The organism is Arcobacter iocasae (assembly GCF_042214795.1).
Classification (GTDB): Bacteria; Campylobacterota; Campylobacteria; order Campylobacterales; family Arcobacteraceae; genus Arcobacter; species Arcobacter iocasae.
This window is the reverse complement of the sequence record NZ_CP090177.1, coordinates 3,106,535-3,130,013: the sequence shown is the minus strand read 5'-3', so window position 1 is coordinate 3,130,013 and position 23,479 is coordinate 3,106,535. Positions and strand designations below refer to the sequence as shown.

Sequence of the window (23,479 nt, the reverse complement as noted above, 5' to 3'; positions counted from 1 at the left end):
TTATAATTATTTATTATTTGGTTTAATTAAGGATTTGATGGATTTTGGAAGATGAGCAAAAGGGATTGTTTTATTTTGTGTAAATTTACCTTTCTCAAAACAAGATAATTCTACATTCATACTAGCTTTATTTAGAAGTAAAACTTTGTAAGTTATACCTTCAAGTGTATAAGTTATATTCTTATTCTTAAAATCTATTATCTCTTTTTTCTTTGCCATTATCAATCCTTAAAAAAGAAGGGTAGCAAAAAATGAATAATGAAACTATAAAACTAGTTCCAAATAGATTGAAGTCATTTCCTGTAACGATGTTTGCTATTGTTATGGGTTTAGCTGGTTTGAGTTTAGTTTATGGGAAAGCATATGAAGTTTTAGGAATAAATAAAATATTCTATGAGATACTCTCATATTTTACTATTTTTATTTTTTTTGCTATATTAATTACATATTTTAGAAAAATGATGAAATATCATGAAGAAGTAAAAGAAGAGTTCTCTCATCCTACAAGAATAAATTTTTTTGCTGCTATCTCTATATCTTTTATTCTTATATCTATATTATTTAAGCCTTTAAATATTGAAATATCACTTTGCTTATTTACTATAGGAACAGTATTACAGTTGTTTTTTACTTTTCAGACTTTTATTTTTTGGATAAATACACCTTTAAATATTCAATATTCAAATCCTGCTTGGTTTATTCCTATAATTGGGAATCTTGTTATTCCTATTGGTGGTATTGATTTTTTAAGTAATAGTGTATTGATGTATTTTTTCTCTATTGGGATCTTTTTTTGGATAATTATGTTTTCAATAATATTAAATAGAATTATTTTTCATGACCAATTTGCTCAAAAATTTATGCCAACTCTCTTTATTCTTATAGCTCCTCCTACTGTAGGGCTTTTGGCGTATTATAAATTGACTAGTAGTTTAGATATTTTTTCTACTATATTATTTAACTTAGGATTATTTTTTACTTTATTATTATTTTTTATGTATAAAAATTTCTTAAAAATAAGGTTTTTTATTTCATGGTGGGCATTTACTTTTCCACTAGCATCTATGACATTATCTACATTATTGATTTATTCAATAAATAAAGAGATTATCTATTATTATTTATCATATTTTTTTATTATCTGTACTACCTGCATAGTAGGTATTGTAGCAGTAAATACTATTAGGCATATTTTAAAAAAAGAGATATGTATAATCGAATAGTAATTTTAATGGTAATATAATAAATTTTAATAAATTTAAAAAGGTATTACTATGAATTATAAATATATAGGAAAAACAGGATTAAGAGTTACTGATATATGCTTAGGAACTATGACATTTGGAACTACAACTACAAAAGAAGAAGCTTTTAAGATATTAGATAAAGCTTATGATAGAGGAATTAATTTTTTTGATACAGCAGAAATATACCCAGTCCCACCAACATCTGATTTAGGGGGATTAACAGAAGAGATAGTAGGAGAATGGTTAAAAACAAAACCTAGGGATTCTGTTATCTTAGCTTCAAAAGTTGCAGGGGCAGCTTCTGGATGGTTTGTACCACCTACAAGACATGGATTAACTGCAATTGATTCTTTTCATATTAAAAGAGCAATAGAAGGAAGTTTAAAAAGACTTCAAACTGATTATATAGATCTTTATCAAATGCATTGGCCAGATACAATTGTACCTATTGAAGAGTCTTTAAAAGCTTTTGATGAGTTAGTTAAAGAAGGAAAAGTAAGATATATTGGAACATCAAATGATAGTGCTTATGGTTTAACAAAAGCAAATGAAGCTTCAAAATATAATAATTTAGCAAGATTTGAATCAATCCAAAACAACTTTTCACTTTTAAATCCTAGGTTTTTAGATGAACTAAGTACTATTTGTAGAAAAGAACAAATTTCATTACTTCCATATTCTCCAATGGCTGGTGGAGTTCTAAGTGGAAAGTATAATGCTGGATTTTATCCAGAAGGTGCAAGGTTTAGTGCATATATCCAAAATAAGAGTAAGAGAGTACAAGCTATGGCAAATAGATTTGTAAATGACAAAACTATGGCAGCAACAGCTAAATATATGGATTTAGCTAAAAAACTGGATATGAGTCCTGTAACACTTGCCGTTGCTTGGTCAAAACAACATGACTTTGTCGCTTCAACTATCATAGGAGCAAGAGAACTGGTGCAATTAGATGATTCATTAAAAGCATTAGATATTATTTTAGATAATAATACTTTAGACGAAATCAAAACAATACAAAATGATATTTTGTATCCAATGGGATAATAATATAAGAAATTATCATTAATAATAATTTTAAAAAGAATTTAATAAATTTAAATTATTACTTTATATTATAAGTAATAATTATTATTAAAAAGTGTACAATCCTAATTAATAATTTTAGGAGAGTACCCTTATGCATAATTTAACAATTTCAAAAAAATTCTTATTTATGACTATATTACTTGCTATTTTCATGCTTGTGATTAGTTTCTTTATTTTAGATATAAAGAAAAATTCTATAACAACTGATGTTATAAATAAGAATATAAGTGATTTAAGACAAACCTCTGATTTAAAAATTGAAGGAAAGTTAGAAGTTGGTATTTCAAATGCAATATCAATAGCAAATGATTCTATGATTCAACAATCACTTATTGATAATAATCGAGAACTAGCCATAATTGCCTTATCAAGTCTATCAAAAAAGATGAAAGAATCAACATCTTTTAAAAATATAAAAGTGCATATTCACACAAAAGATAATAAGTCTTTTGTAAGATCTTGGGTTCCAAATAAGTTTGGAGATGACTTATCTTCTTTTAGAGATAGTGTTGTAGAAGTCAATAAAGATAAAAAAGTTGTAAATACCTTAGAAGTAGGGAAAGCTGGTTTAAGTATAAGATCTGTTGTTCCTATTTTTACAAAAGATAATGAGCATGTTGGTTCACTAGAATTTATGCAAGGAATTAACTCTGTTGCAAAAGCTTTTGATAAAAATGGTGATGCTTTTATTTTACTTATGGATTCAAAGTTAGCAGTTGCTGATACTTCAAAGTTACAAAAACTAAATAACTACATAGTTTCTCAAAAATTTTTAAACGAAGATTTTTATAAAGATGCAAACAATGTAGATTTTACTAAACTTCTTAAAAATGGTTATTATGAAGACCCAAAATATTTTTATACCTTTACTTATATTAAAGACTTCAAAGGAAAAAATTTAGGTATAGCTTTACTTGGTAGAAAACATGATGTTGTTAATGTAGCAATAGATGGAGCTTCTGATATTATTTGGCAAGCTTTAGCTTTATTGTTAATTTCTTTAGTTTTATCAATGATTGGAAGCTATTTTACTTTAAAATATACTGTTCTTTCTCCTATAAAAAATTTAAAAGATTCTATTGATAGTTTAGTTAACCATACAACAAATGAAACAACTAGAATTGAAGTTAAATCAAATGATGAAATTGGAAGTGTAGTAAATAGTTTTAATAATTATTTAGATGATTTAGATAGAGGCAATAAACTAGATATTGAAGTAATTGATGAAACCAATTTAATCATAGAAAAAGTTAATAGAGGTTTATTGAATGAAAGAGTATTAACAAAAGCTCACTCAACATCAGTTAATAAGCTTGTAGCTGAAGTGAATTCAATGATTGGTGTATTTCAAACTAATTTATTATTGGTTTCTGATGTTTTGATTAATCTTTCACATGCTAATTATGATGCAAAAATACCAGATGTAAAACTTACAGGAACTATTGGTTCAATTTTTGGTGGAATAAAAGTAACTCAATCAACAATCAATGAAGTAATGTGTTTAATTGATAATGCAAATAATAAATTAACATCAAGTGCTTTTGAATTAACAAGCGCATCAAATAAGCTTAGTACTTCTTCTAATGAACAAGCAGCTTCTCTAGAAGAAACAGCAGCTGCTATTCAAGAGATATCTTCTACTATTCAAAGTAGTAGTGAAACTGCAACTAAGATGTCTCAATATGCAAAAAATGTAAGTGAATCAAATGAAAATGGAAAACAACTTGCTTTTAAAACAGCTGGTGCAATGGAAGAGTTAAGTTCTAAAGTAAGTGCAATTAATGAATCAATTTCTATAATAGACCAAATAGCATTTCAGACAAATATTTTAAGTCTAAATGCAGCAGTAGAAGCAGCAACAGCAGGAGAAGCTGGAAAAGGCTTTGCTGTAGTTGCAGGAGAAGTACGAAACCTTGCGTCAAGAAGTGCAGAAGCTGCAAAAGAGATAAAAGCTTTAGTTGAAGATGCCACAAAAAAAGCTACAGAAAGCAAAGATATATCAAATCAAATGATTAGTGGATATAATCAATTAAATGAAAGTATAACTTCGACAATAGAACTTATTGAAGATGTTGCAAGTGCAACAAAAGAACAAGAATCAGCTATGAATCAAATAAATGATACAGTTAATTCTTTAGACCAAGCAACACAACAAAATGCAGCTTTAGCAACATCTATAAATGAAATGTCTAATGTAACTTCAACTCTTGCTTCACAATTGCAAAATGCTATAAATAGAACTAGCTTTGACAAAAATGCTAGCAAAAGAATATGTGATGAAAACCTTATATTTGATGTAAATAAATTAAAATCTGATCATTTGGTATTTAAAAATATTAATTTTTCAGAGTGTAGAAAAGGTAATGATTTTAAAGTTAAGACACACCATGAATGTAATTTAGGTAAATGGATTGACCAACATGAAGATACTACTTTTAACCAGACAAAAGATTGGGGTAATTTAAAACAAGCGCATAAACATGTTCATGAACTTGTACAAAAAACAGTAGACTTATATGCTAAAGGTGCATCTAATAATGAAATCTTTGAAGTAACTGAAGAAGTAGAAAATAATATTAATATAGTATTTAAAGCACTTAATACTATAAGAGAAGAAAATTGTAAAAATAATTAAATTTTTTAAAAAAATAATATTTAATCTTTTTGATATTTATAACTTCTATAAATATTAAAAAAGGTTAAATTATGTATTAAAAGTGTATTTTTATACATAATTTCTACTTATTTACTATATTATTAACCAAATATGAATACAAAAATCAAAATATATCTTTAAAATTAATTAAAAAAGTTGATTTCTTTTTTTTATTGTATTAAAATTAAATAATAAAAATCAAAAAAGGAGTTATTCATGTTAGACAAAAAAATCTTAGAATTTTTAGACTGTGACATCTATAAATATAGTTACGCGAAAGAATGTTTCCAAATCAGTAATTACTTTAAAACTGATATTAATTCACTTGTTGATGAAGTAAAAAAAATCATCAATGTACTACACGAAAATAGTATAAAATATAAAATCTTAAAAGACAACACTATTAAGTTAGACTTATAGTCTAATCTAACTCAATAAAATTATATATTCAATTTAATTAAAAGTATTTATGTGAAAATTTTGGAAAGGAATGTTATCCCTTCCCCTTTTTTATAATGCACTAGACATTATTTTATTTAATGCTTCTTTTGTATAAATATCGCCAAGGCCAAAATGTTCTGCACTTTTATTAGTGTTTTCTACAATTTTCTCTAAATCAGATTCTTTTATATTTAGTTGACTTAATTTTGTAGGAGTTCCTATTTTATTAAACCAATTTTCTAAGGCTTCGATGCCTTCAATTGCAGTTGATAAACCAAAAATTTCTTTTGCAAATCTAGTAAATTGGTTTTCATTTCTTTTATAATACCATTTCATCCATGCTGGCATAACAACAGATAAACCTGCTCCATGAGGCACATTATGAAGTGCAGATAAAGTATGCTCAATCATATGATTAGGAAAAGTATATCCCGCTGTTCCCAAAAAAGTAGTACCATTTAATGCATTGGTTGCTGCCCATGCAAATTCACCTCTTGTCTCATAATCTTTTGGATTGTTTATTAAAACCTCTGTTGTCGCGATAACTGTTTTTATTATAGATTCTATTTGTCTATTTAAAAAAGCTGGTTGAGAACTTGCAGTAAAATATCCTTCTATACTATGAGCTATAATATCTGCTGCTGAGTATACTAAGTATTCTTTTGAAATTGACTGCATAAGTAGTGGATTTATAACTGAAACTTTTGGGTAAACATGTGAAGAAAAAATTGAATACTTTTCTTTTGTCTCTTCATTTGTAATTACAGCAAAACAGTTCATTTCACTTCCTGTTGCTGCTAGTGTCATAATATCAAATACAGGTAAAGCCTTTTTAATAACTTCTTTTTTTATAAAAAAATCCCAAACATCTCCATCATAAAAAGTTCCTGCGGCGATTGCTTTAGCACTATCAAGAACAGAGCCTCCACCAATAGCTAAAATACCATCAATAGAACTTTCTTTAGTAATTTTTATACCTTCATTTACTTTTGACAAAGTGGGGTTACTAATAATCCCTCCAAAATCAATATAATCAATACCATTTTCTTTTAAACTATTTACTACAGTCTCAAATAAACCATCTTTTTTTATTCTTTCACTTCCATAACATAATAGTACTTTTTTAACATCTTTTGAACTAATATATTCACCAATTTTTTTTTCTTTATCTTTTCCAAATTCTACTTGAGTTGGATTACAATAACTAAAGTCTTCCATAAAATCTCCTATATAAATTTAAGTGCATATTATATCATGTCTAGGTATTTATCTTGAGGTAAGTGATACTATTATCTAAGTAATCTATATCTCAAAAGTCAATGATTTTTAATTTGAATAATGTTAGCAGAAATAAGAATTTTCTTTAAAAAATATATGTATATAATTTATACATATATTTTAAAGTTGAAAATATTTTATTTATAATACAATTACCAATATAAAATAATTAATTTAAGAATTTAACAAGGAAGTTAATGTCAAATGGTCATTTATTAAGCTCACTTCTATATCTTTTTACTATAGTTGCAATTTTAGTAACCTTATCAAAAAGGTTAGGGCTTGGTAGTATCTTAGGTCTGTTGATAGCTGGTATAATAGTTGGGCCTTTTTCTTATGGACCTATTTTGACAAAAGAAGTAGGTTCAGTTCGTAATATTGCAGAGTTTGGTGTAGTACTTTTACTTTTTGTTATTGGATTAGAGATGCAACCTAAAAAACTTTGGAGTATGAGAAAAGAGGTTTTTGGATTAGGAAGCGCACAAATATTATTTTCAGGATTTTTCATATTTTTATATGCCGTATCTTATGCAAAATCTTGGCAAGTAGCTTTACTTATCGCTCCTACTTTTGCTCTTTCATCAACAGCCTTTGTAATGCAAATATTGCAAGATAAAGGGATAACTCATACCCCAGAGGGACAAACTAGCTTTTCTATTTTATTAATGCAAGATTTAGCAGTAGTTCCTCTTTTAGCCTTAGTTCCAATTGTAGCAATAAATCAAGTACCAGCAGGTGAATCAATTTGGATAGAAGTATTGATTGCGATTGGTTCAATTGCTGCTTTAACTTTATTTGGTAAATATGTTGTACCAAAGTTGTTAGATTATTTGGCAAAACATCAAAATAAAGATGCTTTTTTCTTTTTTGTGATAACAGCAGTGGTCTTTGCAGCCTGGTTAATGGAACATTCTGGTCTTTCCATGTCACTTGGTGCCTTTATTATGGGTATGATTTTATCAAATTCTAAATACCATTACCAAATTAGAGCATATGTCGAGCCTTATAAAGGACTACTTATGGCTATGTTCTTTGTTGCTGTTGGTATGTCCATAGATTTAGAAGCTATGGTGGATAACCCTTTTGTTTTATTGCAACATTTAGTTGTTATTATGGCAATAAAGATTGTAGCATTATTCGCTTTTATGGTTTTTATGGGATATAAACGATCAACTGCGATATCAGTATCCTTTCTCCTCGCACAAAGTGGAGAGTTTGGCTTTGTAGTATTTGGTGCAATGAAAGCAGTTGGGGGAATAAGTGATGAACTTTTTGTTGCAAGTATAACAATTATCTCTTTTAGTATGCTTTTAACTCCTCTTCTTGTAAATTTAAGTGAGAAACTTGCACTAAAATTTGATACATCTCCTATAAAAATAAAATCAGCATATGTGCCTAAAACAGAATGGGAAGGTGTGATTATCGCAGGATATGGAGAAGTTGGAAGATTAACTGCTACTATGCTTGATTATGCAAATATACCTTTTGTAGCTTTTGATATAGATGCAAAAAGAGTTGAAATAGGTGAGAAAGAGGGAAGAGCTGTATATTATGGGGAGCTAAGTGATTTAGATTTTATTACAAGAATAGGTTTAGAAAAAGCAAAAGCAGTTATTCTTACAATCGAAAATCACCACACAGCAGCAAAAATCATTTCGCATATCAGAAATGAATATCCATATTTGCGTATACTTTCAAGAACAAAAAATATGAAAACAAGAGATTTATTAGTCAAGCACGGAGTATCTTGGGCAATGCCAGTATCTTCTGAAGGTGCTTTAAGACTAGGTGCAGAGACATTGCTAGGACTTGGAAGAACAAGAGAAGATGTAATTGACATCTTGACTTACTTTAGAAAAAATGATTACGAAACAATCAAAGAGCTCCATGAAAAAGATGAGAAAAAGTAAGTAATAATTTGAAAATAAAAGTAGGGTAATAAAATTGAAAATACGAGTATATTATGAAGATACAGATTGTGGTGGAGTTGTTTATCACTCAAACTATTTAAGCTTTTGTGAAAGAGCTAGAAGTGAGTTGTTTTTTAAAAAGGGTTTGACTCCTCATCAGGAAACGGAATATTTTGTTGTAAAATCACTTGAAGCTAATTACATAAGTTCAGCAGTTTTTGGAGATGAGCTTTTTGTTAAAACTAAACTTATTGAACAAAAATCTGCATCATTAGTTTTACATCAAGAGATAATAAGAGATGAAAAAATCATATTTGAAATGAATGTAAAAGTTGTATATTTAAAAAATAAAAAGCCATCAAAAATTCCAAATGAAATGTATGAGGTATTTAAAAATGAGTAAGATATTTTTAGTTTTATTTCTTCTTTTTTCTTCTAGTTTTGCTAGTAGTAAAATTTATTTTTTGCCTAAAGATGCAAAAATATCAAGTGAAAAAATTATCTCATTAATAGATAATTCTAAGAGTTCGATAGATATTTCTATGTATAATTTGTCGTATAAAAAGCTTATAAATAGCTTAAGTAAAGCTTCAAAAAGAGGAGTTGTTATAAACTTGTACTTAGATAAATCTAAATTTAAGAAAAGTGATAAAATCAATAATTTAGTGAAAAATAGTGGTATTAAATACAAAGTATTAGAGAAAAAGAATCATTTAAAGCTGGCATTGTTTGATAAAAGTACAGCAGTTTTCGGAAGTGCAAATTGGACAAAAGAGTCTTTTGGAGACAATTTTGAAATTATTTATATGACTGATGAACACAAAGATATAAAACAAATAAATGAGATATTTAATAGCTTGGAAAAAAATTATTAACTACTATATTTTTTTTACTACTATGCAAGTTACAAGTAGATAAAATATCTAAAATTATAAAAGGATATTTTGTGTTAGGAACTTTTGTTATTGCTTATTGTTTTTATTTTTTATTTAATATTTATACTTCATTTATGCAAGTTGGATTTGTACAAAATGCAAAGAATTTGAAACCAGTAATACTTTCAGATGATAAATATAAAACAGCAGCAAACTATACTATTGAAAAAGAAAGAGTTGCAATTCTTTCTACTTTATATGACTTTGTCATCTTCTTTTTGTGGATAAAATTTGGATTAGGATTTTTAGATTCAATCATTACCACTCAAGAACTTTGGTTAAAAGCTATTCTTTTTGTGGATGCGTTTATTATCATAAATTGGATTTTAGGTTTACCTTTTGATTTGTACTCTACATTTAAACTAAATAAGAAATATGGTTTTTCTAATATGACAGCGAAACTATATATTATGGACACGATTAAAACTAGTGTTTTATTTTTAGTTTTTGGATCTATTGTTATTGCAGCAATTTCTTTTATAATCCAGTCTTTTCCTATGTGGTGGATTTGGGGATTTGTATTTATTTTTGCAGTGATTATTTTGATAAACATGCTTTATCCAGTTATTAGAGATAAGATGTTTGATAAATTTGAGCCTTTAAAAGATAAAGAGTTAGAGATAAAAATCAATAATCTTCTAAATGAAGTAGGATTTAAAAGTTCTGGCGTGTTTTCAGTGGATGCTAGTAAAAGAGATAATAGACTAAATGCTTATTTTGGTGGACTTGGAAGTACTAAAAGAGTTGTATTATTTGATACTTTGATAGAAAAACTTTCTCATAATGAATTATTAGCTGTATTAGGTCATGAATTAGGACACTTTAAAAATGGCGATATTTTGAAAAATATTGGAATCATGGGCTTCATTATGTTTATATTTTTTGCAATATTTGGAAATCTTGGAGATGAAATCTTTTTAGGTCTTAATATTTCAAATGAACCATATGCGATTATTACAGTATTTTTGATGTTTTCACCTATACTTTCGTTTTTCCTTATGCCTTTGATGTCTTTGATTTCTAGACATAATGAATATGCAGCTGATGAATTTGGTTCAAACCTTCAGACAAAAGAGGATTTGGTAAGTGCTTTATTAAAACTTGCAAATGAGAATAAGTCATTTCCTTTATCTCATCCTATATATATTTTCTTTTATTACTCTCATCCACCATTGGTAGAGAGATTTAAAGAGTTGGGTTATGATGTACATTCAGAGTCCAAAAGTGCTTTGAAAGATGAATTTAATTTAAATGTCTAATGAAATTCTAATCTTTTTGACTGTAGTTTTTATATCAATACTAATCACATACATTGTTGTGCGATTAGTTTATGAGAAAAAATTATCAACTTTAGTTTATGAAAAAGAGTCTATGCAAAAAGAGATACTTCAAAGATTAGAGTTCGAAAAGATTAGATATGAAGAGTCTAAAAAGGCTATGAATAGTGAGTTTAGAATAAGAGTAGAGTCTTATGATGAAAAACTTCAGCTTTTGGAAGATTCTAAAAAACAAATGAAGTTAGAGTTTGAATCTTTGGCAAATAAACTTTTTGAAGAGAACTCAAAAAAGTCATCACTAAATCTAAATCAAGTACTAAATCCTTTTAAAGAGCAACTTAATAGTTTTGGGAAGAGGGTAAATGATATTTATAATGATGAAACACAACAAAGAGTTACTCTTTTAACAGAGATTAAAAATCTAAAAGATTTAAATAATCAAATATCTCAAGATGCAGTTAATCTAACCAAAGCATTAAAAGGTGAAAATAAAACCCAAGGTGATTGGGGTGAGATGATATTGTCTAAGATATTAGAGCAAACAGGTCTTAGAGAAGGAATAGAGTACTCGACACAAGGAAGTTTTACAAATGTTGAGGGAAAAAGGCTAAGACCAGATGTAATAGTGCATCTTCCTCAGGATAAAGATGTAATAATTGACTCAAAGGTCTCACTTCTTGCATATACAAATTATGTGGAGAGTGAAGAGGAAATAGAAAAAGAGAAATATACAAAAGAGTTGACAAAATCTATTTATGCTCATATAAAAGGACTAAGTTCTAAAAATTATGATGAAATAAGTGATTTAAAAACTTTAGACTTTGTATTGCTTTTTATCCCCATTGAGGGAGCTTTTATGCTTGCAGCTTCAAAAGATAGCAATCTTTTTAAAGTAGCCTTTGAGAGTAATATTATGCTTGTTTCTCCTTCAACTTTGTTTGTGACCTTGCGAACAATAGAAAATATTTGGAGATATGAACATCAAAATGAAAATGCTTTAATAATCTCAAAAAAAGCAGCTGATTTATATGATAAATTTGCCTCTTTTGTAAAAGATATAGAAAATATAGGTATACATATCGATAGAAGTAAAAAGTCATATGATGAAGCTATCAACAAGTTAAGTGTGGGAAGAGGAAATCTTCTAAGAAGGGCTCAAGAGTTTGAGGAGCTGGGTGTAAAAGCTAAGAAAACTATTGATGAAAGTAAACTGTTAGGTGAATAAATGGACTTAATATTAGAATTTACAACAAATTTTTTAAAACTATTAGATGCCATGAGTATCTATGTAATTGTGGGACTTTTTATAGCAGGAATTTTGAAACAACTAATTCCTGATAATTTTATATCTTCTCATTTGGGTAAAAACTCAACAATGTCAGTTGTAAAAGCAACAATTTTTGGAATACCATTGCCTGTTTGTTCTTGTTCTGTTATTCCTTTGGCACAGGGATTAAAAAAAGAGGGTGCAAGTAAAGGTTCAATTCAGAGTTTCTTAATCTCAACTCCAATAACTGGCGTTGATTCTATCTTAGCTACTTTTTCTTTTTTTGGTATTATATTTACTATTTTTAGGGTTGTTTCTTCTGTAGTTATCGCCATAATTGTAGGACTTATACAAAACTTTTTTGAGAAAAAAGAGGAAGCGGTTGTTGAGAAACCAAAATTTCAAGCTTTTACTCCAAACTCAAGTTTTGCAGTTAATCCTACCTTTAAAGCACAAGAAACTACTAAAAAAGAAGATTCTTGTTGTAGTAGTTCTAGTTGTTGTGATAGCTCATCAAAAACTAAAGAAGGTTTTTCTATAAAAAAGGCTTTGGCTTATGGTTATGGAACTCTTTTTTCTGATATGGCAAAATCCTTATTAATAGGACTTATTTTAGGGGCACTTTTTACAACATTTATTCCTCAAGAGTATGCAAAACTTCTGTTTGATAACCAAATATTAACTTATTTTGTTATTTTAGTTTTTGCTATTCCTTTATATACTTGTGCAACAGCATCTTTACCAATTGCAGCTGCACTTATGCTTCAAGGAATGAGTGCAGGGGCTGTGTTTATATTTTTAACAGCAGGACCTGCTACTAGTGCTGTTACTATGAGTATTGTATATAAAATGTTAGGTAGAAGATCATTGATAATTTATGTAAGTGTTATTGCTATATTATCATTAGTCTTTGGATTTGCCTTTGATTTTTATTTTGAACACTTGGAATTACTATCTATTTCTAGTGATATGGATGAGACAAGCCTTTTGAAATCTTTAGCTTCTTTATTTATGTTAATACTAATAGTCTATCATCTATATAGAATCAAGTTTCCTAAAAAAGGAGCAACATGTTGCTCATAGTAAAATAATATGATATACGACAAGGGCTTAGATGTAAATAGAAGATTTGCACAAAATATGAAAATATATACACAAAAAATAGTTAATAAAAGTGATCGAGAGGTTATTGTTATCTCTGTAGCTATTTTGGAAGATACTTTAGATAAATTACTTGAAGTTAAATTAGCCCAAGTATCAACAAAGGCTCAATTACCTACAATGTCTTATTCCTCGAAAGTAGATTTATGTTATAAAATGGAATTAATAAAAAGCGCTCTAAGAAGAACACTACAGATTTTTGGAAATTTAGTTGAAAATTTTACAAAAGATGAAGAAAATAATTCATATGGTAATTTAGAAGTTCAAACAAATATTTTAGAACTTTGTAAAATAAATGATAATGATATTTTTAATTTGATACTTAATTTAATAAATTCTGATCCAAATGTTGAAGAAAAATATCAAAAAGTGGATGATTTAGTTGAATATATAGGTTGGAGTGGTACAGTTAAATTTATTTGTTCGATTATCAATGCTTCTTTAATAGAAGCATTGATGGAGTTGGAGTAGAGTTATATAAAGTGATTATGCAATTGCCACACTTGCATCATCACTAATTTGTACTTTCACTGTTGGATCACCACTATTAGAGTAAGTTTTATATGTCTCCCCTCCATAAGTAGTATCTGCACCTTGTGTCCAAGTATTTCCACCCTCATTTTTTAATTGAACTTTATCATTAGCATCATCTGCTACAAAAATAAGGTTATTTGAACCTTCTGTCATTTTTACTACATCTGCTAAAGTTACATTAGAGATATCATGATCTCCATTTTGAGTTAAATCGATTTTTTCTATACTTGTTGAAGCAATTGTTGAAAAGTCTATTCCTCCACTATTTAGCTCAAGTCTATCCGCTTGACCATCTACACCACTTGTGTTAATATCTGTGATAACATTATCTGTTGTAGCATTGAAGCTTCCATTTTTTATTGATGATACTTCATTATCATCACTTTCTATTGTTTTAAAAGTATAATCAATTTGCTTGTTATGTAATCCTTCTTGTTGGAAAGTAAGTTTATTTAATTTATCTGTACTTAAATCTATATCTTTAATAGTATATGTATCAGTTCCATTATCATAAACAGCACTTATCAATGATCCAGCTTGTTTAAAAGTTGCTCCAACACCAAGTCCTGTCAGTGTTAAAATACCTGTTTCAGAGCCATCTAAATCTATAGCATTGGCATTTAGATTTATTGCAGTATCTGCACTTCCTGTTTGCATTGCATCATTAGGTGTTACAGATGAAAATCCATCAACAACACTATCAACAGTAACTTGAAAATCTTTTGAAACTATGGCAGTAGAACTACCATCTTTTACTACTGTTTCAAGGGTCAAATCTACAGGTGTTGTACTACTCCAATTTTCTGGAGCTTTTATCCAAATTTTTGGTATTCCTCCACTTATATTTATTGTCCAACTATAATTTCCATTCCCATCAATACTTCCTTTAGTAGCTAAGGTTTGATGAGAATCTCCAATATAGATTAAAAAGTTTTCTGGTACACTTTTTATAAACATAGATGTGATACTTTCAGAACCATCAGTATCTATTGAAGTTGCACCTTTAAGTGAGGTTGAGTTTGCTTTATCTGCATATATTTCAATAAAACTATCTTCATCTCCTTTACCCGATAAATCAGGTAAATTAATACCATCTGCTACTGCTGCAACATTTATACTAAAACTTTTTGTTGTAGTATTAATATTATCAGCTCCATCTTCAAGTGCGTAAACTGTATAGCTAAAACTTGCACTACCTGCTTTATTTGCTATTGGTGTGAATTTTAAATCACCACTATTTAATTGACCAATAGGCACAATTGCACTTGAATGTGTTGCATCAAAAGTATAACTTCCCCCATTCCATGAAAGAGTCCCATATATTCCACTTGTTTGTTTTATCTCAATAGTTGTTAAAGTACTTGAGTCTGCCGCACCTTGTACCATTTTATAATGAGGGTCATCAACTGTGTCAAAAGTTATTTTTATAGTAGTTTCTCCATCTTCTTGGGCACTGGCTGCTGTATCACCTTTTTCATCAACATATGTAAAAGCAACATTTGAACTAATATCATCAGTTACAGGTTTAACTGAGTCAGTATTATTTGCACTTGAAAAATCAACAGTTGCTGTATCTCTTCCATAACCATTTGCTTGATAGGCTGTTAAAACAGCATTGAATGTAAGTGGTGTAGTTGCATTATTTTTATTATAGTTTTCTGTTGGTTTAAAATATATATTATCAAGCATATTATCAATATTACTTTGAGTTCCAGTTGCCGTTATGACATATATTATTGTCCCATTGTCATCATATGTATTTATTGTATAATTTGATGAATCAGTATCAAATGAAACATTTTTTAAGTCTTTAAATGCAATTGAATAAGTTGCTGTTGCATTTGGGTCATTTGCAATATCTGCAGTTACATTTAATATTGAAGATAGTTTAAATGAAGTATCTTCTGTTATTAAAGCATTATTTACAGTCATTTTAGCATCAATATCAGGAGTAGGGGCACCAGCACTATCTATCATATTATCAATAAATTTTATACTAGTTGATGCCAATTGTATATCATCTGTTGCTGCACCTGTATCATGGGAATAAGCAGTGATTTTAATATCTGAATGTGTATCTGGATTTATTCTATTATTTACATTAAATGTTACTTTATATGTACCTCCATCTGCATCAATAGCAGTATCTGGAATATCTAGAAACCAAATATTTTTATCTCCACTTATACCCATAGTAGCACCATCTACAGTTATACCTCTTTGAACACCTTCAATTACAAGTCTTGTAAAGTTTTCAGAGCCATCTTTATCATTATCTCCTGTAACATTCACATCTAAAGTAAAACTTCCCGTATCATTTAATGTAACAGTTTTTGCACCTGCATCATAAGTTATATCACCATTTGTTGCAACTGCATTACTTGTATCAACCGAAATAGTATCAGTTATAGAAGTAAGATTGATATTATATACACCTGTAACTCCTGTATTTGTATCTGTAAAAGTTTCCCCATGTACTGTTACACTATCACTTACTGTATATTTTATGCCAAAAGATTTATCACTAGTATCTGCACTTCCTAAATCTGCACCATATTTAATATAAACACTGTTTATAGCAGCACCGCTTAATTTATAATATTCACCATCATCAATAATTGTAGTTCCATTAGCACTAAGAAGAGTTGTTCCATTATCAGAGTAAAGAGTAAATTCTTTTCCTGTTATATCTGCTTTATTTATCCAAACCGTATCAAGAGACTCATCGCTATCTCCACTTACTATTGAGAAATTAACTTTTGTAGCTGTATCTTCTATAACACTTGTACTAGAAGATATTGTTCCTTCAACCACTGGTTTTATAAGAACTTCAACATCATTAGTAAATGTTTTACTATTCCCATCATCTTCTGTTGTAATATGTTTAACAGTAAATGCTACATCTCCACTATAATTTTTTGATGTAGTAATTAAAACATCTGCTAATTTATCAAGGTCAAAAGTCCATTCTCTTGCTGTTCCAGCAGCTCCATTAAATGAAACACCAGGAACATCTTTTATGTTAAATTTTGCATCAAGTCCTGTGATAACGACACTTAATGTTTCTGAACTATCACTATCATAAGAGTTTAGTCCTGATTCTTTATATAAATCTTTAAAAGAGATAGTTGTGCCATTTGTAGTATTATTTGTATCTTCACTTACAACTGAACTATAAATATTTTTTGCACTATTACTATTTATTTGCTCACTTGAATCAACTTTTATAAAAGTATCATGTACTGGAATATCAGCAACACCTGTAATACTTACATCTATGGTTTTTGGAATAGTTGGCATAGAAGATACATCTATACCATCTTTTGTAAATCCATTTACCTCAAGAGTATAGTCTTTATTATCATTATGAGGAGGGATGAATGTTAAAGGTGCATTATTGTCAAAATCTGCAATAGTAACTTGCCAACCTGATGTCCCTTGGCTTGTTGTTCCTGTATTTGACACTGTAACATTAGAATTTGAACCACTTACTACTCCATTTTCATCAACGACTATAGTTCCATTTGCATCTTTATAATATATTGCACCACCATCAGGAATTTTTGAAATAATAATTGTGAATTCTTCTCTTCCACTTGTATCAGCAGAAGTTGGAGTAATATCAAGTTTTATTCCATTTTCTGGATTTGTTATTGCGTTTGCATTTGCATCATTAGTAGTATTTCCATTAGCTCTTCCAGCATCTTCATTTCCACTTGCTTGCTCTGCATTAATTGTAACAGGATCTGCTACATTATTTACTTTTATGGTTAAATAATCAGGTTCAGAGGTACTTGTACTTTCTTTTCCTGTCTCAGTATCTACTGTGATAATTCTCATTTCTATTTTAATCTCACCTGCATAATAGTTTGTTGGTTTTATTTGCAGTGTTGAAATGTATTCAAAAGGAATAGTAACTCCATCATTTACATTTGTAACGGTAAGTTCATGGTCGCTAGTTCCATCATTATACAAAAATTTAAATCCAACTGGTACACCACTTAATTTTACAGTTGTAAGTTCAGAAGCAAAAGGATTTGAACTATTTCCTCTATCATCTTCATTGCTTACATGTAATCCACTAAGTGATATATAGTTATATGTGGCACTTTCGCTAATTGGTGAATATGTTTTATCCCCTTGTGTTAAAACATCATTTTGATTGTCCTTATCAGTATCTGTTGTTTTTGTTTCAGCTTGTGGAGATACAGTTACGGTTACACTGTCATTTACTATTGTAGTCTTATCACTTCTTGTTACTTCATAAGAGAAATTAGCATCATTTCCACTATAATGAGCAGAAGGAACAAAAGATATAGAGCCATCACCATTATTAGTAACTTTTCCAACTACTTCATTATCACCACTTCTTGTTATATCTATAGATTCACCAGAAGCTAGAGTTTTTTGATTACCAGATGTTGTATCTTTTATCTTAATATCACCACCTACATCATTGAGAATAATTGTTTTTGTTGTATCTTCCTTTGTTGTTGCTGTAATATTTGGATCAAAATCTTTATCAAACATCAAAAAAGGCTGTGTAGCACTATTTGATACATCACCATTACTATCTACAATTTTATAAGTAAAACTATCAGGTGTATGTTCTGTGATTGTAATACCAGTTGGGTCAAGAGTCCAAGTTCCATCTATATTTACTGTTAATTTTCCAATTCTTGTAGTAATTATGTAACTTTGATGTGTAGCATCAAAAGTATGAGATGTTGAATTATAAGTGAACTCTTTGAGCTCTTTTCCTTTTATTAACCCATCATTTCCTGGTATATCATTTGAAAGGAGTTGTCCATTTACACTGGCTCCTCCTTCTTTTATAATAACTTTTGTATCATCTACTGCTCTTGGAATGCTATTTGTTATTTCAGGAGTAGTATTAGAAGGGATATCTGGGGCATTATCATATTCTCCTTCATATTTTGGCTCTTCCATTCCATCAAACCATTGGGCTTTTCTTAAGTCACTAACTATATCAACACTAGCCCCCTCTCTTAGAGTAAATTTATTATCAACATCAATATTTCTAAATGATGTTTCATCTGACTCTTTTAGTTTTCCATAATCTTTAATCAACGGCCAAGATGCTTGTCTTAAATCACTATTAACATCAGTTTGTGTGATATTTAATTGTGCAAATTCACTCTCTTCTTGTGTTTGTTCTTTTGGAATATTTTTTTCATATTTATTCCCTAAAAATTCTGCTTGTCTCAAATCACTATTAACATCAGTTTGTGAGTTATCTAGTTGAACAAATTGGGCACTATTACTCTCATTATTGTAATCATTTTGAGCTAATTTAAGAGCATTATTAATATCTTGTGAATTAAAGTTTAAATCAGGATTATTAAAGACATCATTTACAAATTCTTGAGTTAATAATATCTCTTCATAAGAGGGAATGGCAAATTGTTGATGTGTGCTATTGTCATCTAATAAAACTATATCATTTGCACTATTATTAGATGAGGGGATGATTGTATCACCTTCATATATTTTTTCACCTACTGTTATTTTATGCATTTCTCCATTTTGGTTTTTAACATAAAAAACACCTGTTGTATTTTGTACTATTGCAATAATCTTTGTCATCTTTTTATCCTTATTTTAAATTTTCATTATGCTAATTATCTCATCAGATAAAATAATTATATTTTTATATTTGTTATCTATTCTTTTATGTTGAAGTATTTCTTTTTGATTGATATCGCTCAATAGTTCTGTTTTAAATTCAGGAGCTAACCAAATTAAGTCATCTCTTATGACTTTTATTGCGTCATTTAGTTGCTTAGAGTTTAATTCTAAGTTTCCATATCCGCAGATGCCAGATTTTATGTACTCTTTTGCTTTTTCAAATGTAGGGTTTTCTTCAAGTAAAAGTATTCTTATTTTTTGTTTTTTAAGTTGATTAATTATTTTATCAATATCTTTTTTATATGATGTTTCATCTACAATTGCAATCACCCCTTCATAAGTGAAAGATTCTGTTATAGGTAACAAAATATTTATATTGTAATCAGGAAGCTTTTCCCCCCATTTATGAATTTGTTCTTGACTGTTACTAAATGTAATTATATTTGTCATTATCTATCTCCAAAAGCATATTGCTTTGTTTTAAGAATTGGTTTTAATATATAACTTAAAATACTTTTTTTACCCGTTAGAATATCAACTTGTGCAGTCATTCCAGGAATAATTTTCATTTTTTTTGATTTTTGATTTAATTTATTATTTTGTGTTTCTATTCTTACAATGTAGTAAGTTTTACCATCTTTGTCTTTTATCGTATCTGGACTTATATTCACAACTTTTGCTTCAATACCACCATAAATAGAAAAATCATAGGCAGAAAATTTTACTATTGCTTTTTGAGATGGATAAATAAATGCAATATCAGCTGGCTTTATTTTTGCATTCACAAGAAGTTTTTCATTTGTAGGAACTATCTCTATAAGATTATCACCTGGTTTTACAACTCCACCTACAGTATTTATAAAAAGTTTTTGAATAATACCATCTCTTGGAGCTCTTACTAGGGTTCTTGTAACTTGATCTTCTAGTGCTTTAGAATTAGACACAGTTCTTTTATATTCTGAAATAGTCTCAGTTAATGCTGCTTTTGCTTTTGATTGAAATGAAAGTTTTGTAGAATCAATTTTATGCATTATTTCTTGAATTTCTGAGTTGTAACGAATAATTAAAAATTCTGAACTTTTTAATTCATCAACCCCTTGATTTTCTTCTTTTTTTAATCTTAATAAATCAACTTCTGATGCAATACCTCTTTCAACCATTGGTTCTGTCATACTTATTTCTTTTCTTACCATTACCAATGATTTTGAAAGATAGAGTTTCTTTGATTTTGCATCTGCAAGTGAATTTTTTCTTTGAATTAATTGCTCTTCTAAGATACTTAAATCAGAATTTAATTGATTTAGATTTGTCTTATAAAGGCTTAATTCATTTTTTATATATGGAGTCAACTCTTCATTTGTATTTTTTGTAACATCAAAATCTTTAGCTTCTGATTCTGCTGTTAGTCTTAGAATTTTTGCTTCTAAAGACATAGCTTTTACTTCATTTGACTCAAAAGTTGAAATAGATTTTTCATTGTTTATTTTTAATAAAACTGTACCTTTTTTTACATGATCACCTTCATTTACATTGATACTTTCTATAATACCACCTTCTAAGTTTTGCATTATTTGATTTTCATTACTAGGTATTACATCTCCAATTCCTCTTGATACTTCATCAATATCGCATAAAGAAGCCCAAATAATAAATATTAAAATAGTAATTGCCCAAAATTGAAGTATAAAATGAAGTTTTCTTGGATGCTTTTCTAAAATAGCACCACTTAAACTTTCCATAAATTCATAATCTTCTTCTTTGAAGTTTTCTTTTACTGGTAAATTATTTTTACGCTTAAATTTATTAAGAGTAGCTTCTATTTTCTCATGTATAAATTCTAGGTTTTGAAATAAGCTAGCTATTTTTATTAACAAAGTTTTCATTTGCTACCTAACTGTTTTAGAATTTCAGGTTTAGATCCATCCATTATTTTTTTACCATTATGTAAGACAATAACTCTTTCACATAAATCAAGAGTAGTGAGTTTTTGAGTGATTAAAAGAAGAGTTTTTCCTTCTATTACGCTTTTTAGTCTATTTATAATACTTCTTTCAGTTGTTTGATCCATTGCATTCATTGGCTCATCAAATAATAAAGTATTTGTATCATTTAAAAGAGCTCTTGCTATTCCCACTGTTTGTTTTTGCCCACCTGATAAGCCTATGCTTCTTTCATTGATTTGCATGTCATATCCCAAAGGATGTATTTTTACAAAATCATCTACTCCTGCTACTTTTGCTATGTCCAATATCTCTTCGTCTGTATAGTATTTATAGTTATTTAAAATATTCTCTTTTACTGTCCCTTGAAATAAATTAATTTCTTGAGGTACATAACTAATACTTTTTCTTAGATTGGCTGGATCTATTTGTTTAATATCTATTCCATCTATTAAAATAGAACCACTAGTTGGTTCATACAGTTTTAAAAGTAGTTTGCTTAAAGTGCTTTTTCCTGAACCTATCATTCCTAACATTGCAACTTTTTCACCTTTATTTATAGTAAAACTAACATCTTTTAGGACTTCTATATTTGTCTCAGGATAAGAAAAACTTACATTTCTAAACTCTATATTTTCAAATAAAATTTCTCTTTTTATGAACTCTTTTCCTTCTGGTCTTTCAATAGGTCTTGAAATAATTGAGTTTATAAGAGTATATGAAGCTTTTGCATCTTCATAACCTGTAATTAGTCCAGCTGCTTGTCCCAATGGAGATACTGTTCTTGATGATAAAATAATAACAGCAATCAATCCTCCCATTGTTAAGTGGAAAGCAGAGATTAAATAAACTCCATATACAACACAAATGATTGTATTTAGTTGCACTAAAAATGCTGTTACATTAGGAATTGAACTTGATATAAGTCTTGAATTAATACTTTTTTTTGCTATTTCTCCTGTGGCTTCTTCATACATCCATTGCATTTTCCCAGATAGTCCAAATGCTTTTATTGTCTCAATATTTTGTAAACTTTCTATTAGTATTCCATTTTTTCTAGCAGAGGCTTCATGGCTACTTTCTATACTTCTTTGTAAAGGTTTTTTGATTAAAAAAGCATATGATAAAATTATAATTGAAATAAATATAGGGATAAATACAATAGTTCCTCCAATATAAGCAATTAAAAGTAAAAATATCAAAGCAAATGGAAAATCTATAATAATAGTTAATGTTGCATTTGTTAAAAAAGAACGAATAGCATCAAAATCTTTTATATTACTTGCAAAAGAACCAACAGATTTTGGATATGAAGATAGATTTAAATCTAATACTTTTTCAAATATTATTGATGACATAATAATATCACTTTTTTTTGCAGCAAGTTCAAGTAAATAACTTCTTGTAAATTTTAAAAATACATCTAGTATATAAACTGTAACTACACCAAAAGTGAACATCCATAAGGTTTCTATAGCACTATTTGGAATAACTCTATCATATACATTCATTGTAAAAAGAGGAGTAGCTAAAACAAATAAGTTAATAAGTAAAGATGCTAGTAAAACATCTTTGTATATTGATTTTGATAATTTTAAAGTATCCCAAAACCAATGTTTTTTATGAGTAGATAATTTTTTATCTACACTTCCATGGGAGTAGGGCTTTTTTAACATAAATGCAAAACCTAAATACTCATTTTCAAGTTTTTCTATATCTACCCACTCTTCAACAGGTTCATTTTCATTTGCATGAATTATTTTAGCTTTATTTTTCTCTTTTGAAAAATCTTCTAAAATACAACTATATTCATTACTTAAAAGTATAATCATAGGAAGTTGTAATTTTGATATTTCTACAATAGGGCGTTGAACTAATGTTGTTTTAAGTCCAGCCCTAGAGGCTGCTCTAGAAAAAAGTGATCTAGAACTATTTTTCCCCAATAGAGTTTTATCACTACTTAGATGTGAAGAGGGTAATCCAGACATTATAGCTTCACTAGTATATGGTTTATAATATAATTTTGAATAAAGCACTAAAGACTCTAATAAAGAGTCTTTTTTATTATAATTGTCTGGGTTTTTTGTCATTTATT

Annotated in this window: 16 protein-coding genes; 10 read left to right on the top strand and 6 right to left on the bottom strand. The window is 28.5% G+C overall.

Annotated features, from left to right (window positions below; genetic code table 11):
- Positions 1-6 precede the first annotated feature (6 nt).
- Positions 7-219: a hypothetical protein gene (locus LXN10_RS15525; RefSeq protein ID WP_375723885.1), complete on the bottom strand. Its 213-nt coding sequence runs from the start codon at positions 217-219 to the stop codon at positions 7-9.
- Positions 220-251: 32 nt separating this feature from the next.
- Between LXN10_RS15525 and LXN10_RS15520 the strand changes: the two genes are divergently transcribed.
- The 3 genes from LXN10_RS15520 to LXN10_RS15510 all read left to right on the top strand — a co-directional run bounded on the left by LXN10_RS15520 (position 252) and on the right by LXN10_RS15510 (position 4,971).
- Positions 252-1,223 carry an SLAC1 anion channel family protein gene (locus tag LXN10_RS15520; RefSeq protein WP_375723884.1) on the top strand — a complete coding sequence of 324 codons (972 nt, stop codon included), beginning with the start codon at positions 252-254 and terminating at the stop codon, positions 1,221-1,223.
- Between the two features lie 51 nt (positions 1,224-1,274).
- The gene (locus LXN10_RS15515; RefSeq protein ID WP_375723883.1) at positions 1,275-2,294 is read left to right on the top strand and encodes an aldo/keto reductase; all 1,020 of its coding nucleotides are present in this window, start codon (positions 1,275-1,277) and stop codon (positions 2,292-2,294) included.
- A gap of 133 nt (positions 2,295-2,427) precedes the next feature.
- Entirely contained in the window at positions 2,428-4,971 is a 2,544-nt protein-coding gene (locus tag LXN10_RS15510; protein WP_375723882.1) for a methyl-accepting chemotaxis protein, read from the top strand.
- A gap of 531 nt (positions 4,972-5,502) precedes the next feature.
- Here LXN10_RS15510 and LXN10_RS15505 read toward each other — a convergent pair.
- Entirely contained in the window at positions 5,503-6,651 is a 1,149-nt protein-coding gene (locus LXN10_RS15505) for an iron-containing alcohol dehydrogenase (RefSeq protein WP_375723881.1), read from the bottom strand.
- Positions 6,652-6,908: 257 nt separating this feature from the next.
- On the opposite strand from LXN10_RS15505, the gene LXN10_RS15500 reads away from it, so the two are divergent.
- The 7 genes from LXN10_RS15500 to LXN10_RS15470 all read left to right on the top strand — a co-directional run bounded on the left by LXN10_RS15500 (position 6,909) and on the right by LXN10_RS15470 (position 13,732).
- Positions 6,909-8,621, top strand: coding sequence for a cation:proton antiporter domain-containing protein (locus LXN10_RS15500; protein WP_375723880.1), 1,713 nt, complete (start codon positions 6,909-6,911; stop codon positions 8,619-8,621).
- A 34-nt stretch (positions 8,622-8,655) separates the two neighbouring features.
- Positions 8,656-9,024, top strand: a complete 369-nt coding sequence (locus LXN10_RS15495) for a YbgC/FadM family acyl-CoA thioesterase (RefSeq protein WP_375723879.1) — start codon at positions 8,656-8,658, stop codon at positions 9,022-9,024.
- Positions 9,017-9,496, top strand: a complete 480-nt coding sequence (locus LXN10_RS15490) for a phospholipase D-like domain-containing protein (protein ID WP_375723878.1) — start codon at positions 9,017-9,019, stop codon at positions 9,494-9,496. The genes LXN10_RS15495 and LXN10_RS15490 overlap by 8 nt, the downstream gene beginning before the upstream one ends.
- 71 nt (positions 9,497-9,567) lie before the next feature.
- The gene (locus LXN10_RS15485) at positions 9,568-10,815 is read left to right on the top strand and encodes a M48 family metallopeptidase (protein WP_375723877.1); all 1,248 of its coding nucleotides are present in this window, start codon (positions 9,568-9,570) and stop codon (positions 10,813-10,815) included.
- The gene (locus tag LXN10_RS15480) at positions 10,808-12,058 is read left to right on the top strand and encodes a DNA recombination protein RmuC (RefSeq protein ID WP_375723876.1); all 1,251 of its coding nucleotides are present in this window, start codon (positions 10,808-10,810) and stop codon (positions 12,056-12,058) included. Before LXN10_RS15485 ends, LXN10_RS15480 begins: the two co-directional genes overlap by 8 nt.
- Complete coding sequence (locus LXN10_RS15475) at positions 12,059-13,183, top strand: SO_0444 family Cu/Zn efflux transporter (protein ID WP_375723875.1); 1,125 nt, start codon at positions 12,059-12,061, stop codon at positions 13,181-13,183.
- A 9-nt stretch (positions 13,184-13,192) separates the two neighbouring features.
- The gene (locus LXN10_RS15470; protein WP_375723874.1) at positions 13,193-13,732 is read left to right on the top strand and encodes a hypothetical protein; all 540 of its coding nucleotides are present in this window, start codon (positions 13,193-13,195) and stop codon (positions 13,730-13,732) included.
- A gap of 15 nt (positions 13,733-13,747) precedes the next feature.
- Here LXN10_RS15470 and LXN10_RS15465 read toward each other — a convergent pair whose 3' ends face one another.
- Genes LXN10_RS15465 through LXN10_RS15450 form a run of 4 tightly spaced genes read right to left on the bottom strand, consistent with a single transcriptional unit; the run spans position 13,748 to position 23,474 of the window.
- Positions 13,748-19,402 (bottom strand): beta strand repeat-containing protein, encoded by a 5,655-nt coding sequence (locus LXN10_RS15465; RefSeq protein WP_375723873.1) that lies wholly within the window; start codon positions 19,400-19,402, stop codon positions 13,748-13,750.
- A gap of 15 nt (positions 19,403-19,417) precedes the next feature.
- Positions 19,418-19,894, bottom strand: coding sequence for a hypothetical protein (locus LXN10_RS15460; protein WP_375723872.1), 477 nt, complete (start codon positions 19,892-19,894; stop codon positions 19,418-19,420).
- Complete coding sequence (locus LXN10_RS15455) at positions 19,894-21,327, bottom strand: HlyD family type I secretion periplasmic adaptor subunit (RefSeq protein ID WP_375723871.1); 1,434 nt, start codon at positions 21,325-21,327, stop codon at positions 19,894-19,896. The genes LXN10_RS15460 and LXN10_RS15455 overlap by 1 nt, the downstream gene beginning before the upstream one ends.
- A complete protein-coding gene (locus LXN10_RS15450) occupies positions 21,324-23,474 on the bottom strand; it encodes a type I secretion system permease/ATPase (protein WP_375723870.1) in 2,151 nt (716 codons plus the stop codon). The genes LXN10_RS15455 and LXN10_RS15450 overlap by 4 nt, the downstream gene beginning before the upstream one ends.
- Between the last annotated feature and the right edge of the window lie 5 nt (positions 23,475-23,479).

Coding starts and splice junctions, on each gene's coding strand:
- LXN10_RS15525 (WP_375723885.1), bottom strand. CDS start 219: ATGGCAAAGAAAAAAGAGATAATAGATTTTAAGAATAAGAATATAACT.
- LXN10_RS15520 (WP_375723884.1), top strand. CDS start 252: ATGAATAATGAAACTATAAAACTAGTTCCAAATAGATTGAAGTCATTT.
- LXN10_RS15515 (WP_375723883.1), top strand. CDS start 1,275: ATGAATTATAAATATATAGGAAAAACAGGATTAAGAGTTACTGATATA.
- LXN10_RS15510 (WP_375723882.1), top strand. CDS start 2,428: ATGCATAATTTAACAATTTCAAAAAAATTCTTATTTATGACTATATTA.
- LXN10_RS15505 (WP_375723881.1), bottom strand. CDS start 6,651: ATGGAAGACTTTAGTTATTGTAATCCAACTCAAGTAGAATTTGGAAAA.
- LXN10_RS15500 (WP_375723880.1), top strand. CDS start 6,909: ATGTCAAATGGTCATTTATTAAGCTCACTTCTATATCTTTTTACTATA.
- LXN10_RS15490 (WP_375723878.1), top strand. CDS start 9,017: ATGAGTAAGATATTTTTAGTTTTATTTCTTCTTTTTTCTTCTAGTTTT.
- LXN10_RS15480 (WP_375723876.1), top strand. CDS start 10,808: ATGTCTAATGAAATTCTAATCTTTTTGACTGTAGTTTTTATATCAATA.
- LXN10_RS15475 (WP_375723875.1), top strand. CDS start 12,059: ATGGACTTAATATTAGAATTTACAACAAATTTTTTAAAACTATTAGAT.
- LXN10_RS15470 (WP_375723874.1), top strand. CDS start 13,193: ATGATATACGACAAGGGCTTAGATGTAAATAGAAGATTTGCACAAAAT.
- LXN10_RS15465 (WP_375723873.1), bottom strand. CDS start 19,402: ATGACAAAGATTATTGCAATAGTACAAAATACAACAGGTGTTTTTTAT.
- LXN10_RS15460 (WP_375723872.1), bottom strand. CDS start 19,894: ATGACAAATATAATTACATTTAGTAACAGTCAAGAACAAATTCATAAA.
- LXN10_RS15455 (WP_375723871.1), bottom strand. CDS start 21,327: ATGAAAACTTTGTTAATAAAAATAGCTAGCTTATTTCAAAACCTAGAA.
- LXN10_RS15450 (WP_375723870.1), bottom strand. CDS start 23,474: ATGACAAAAAACCCAGACAATTATAATAAAAAAGACTCTTTATTAGAG.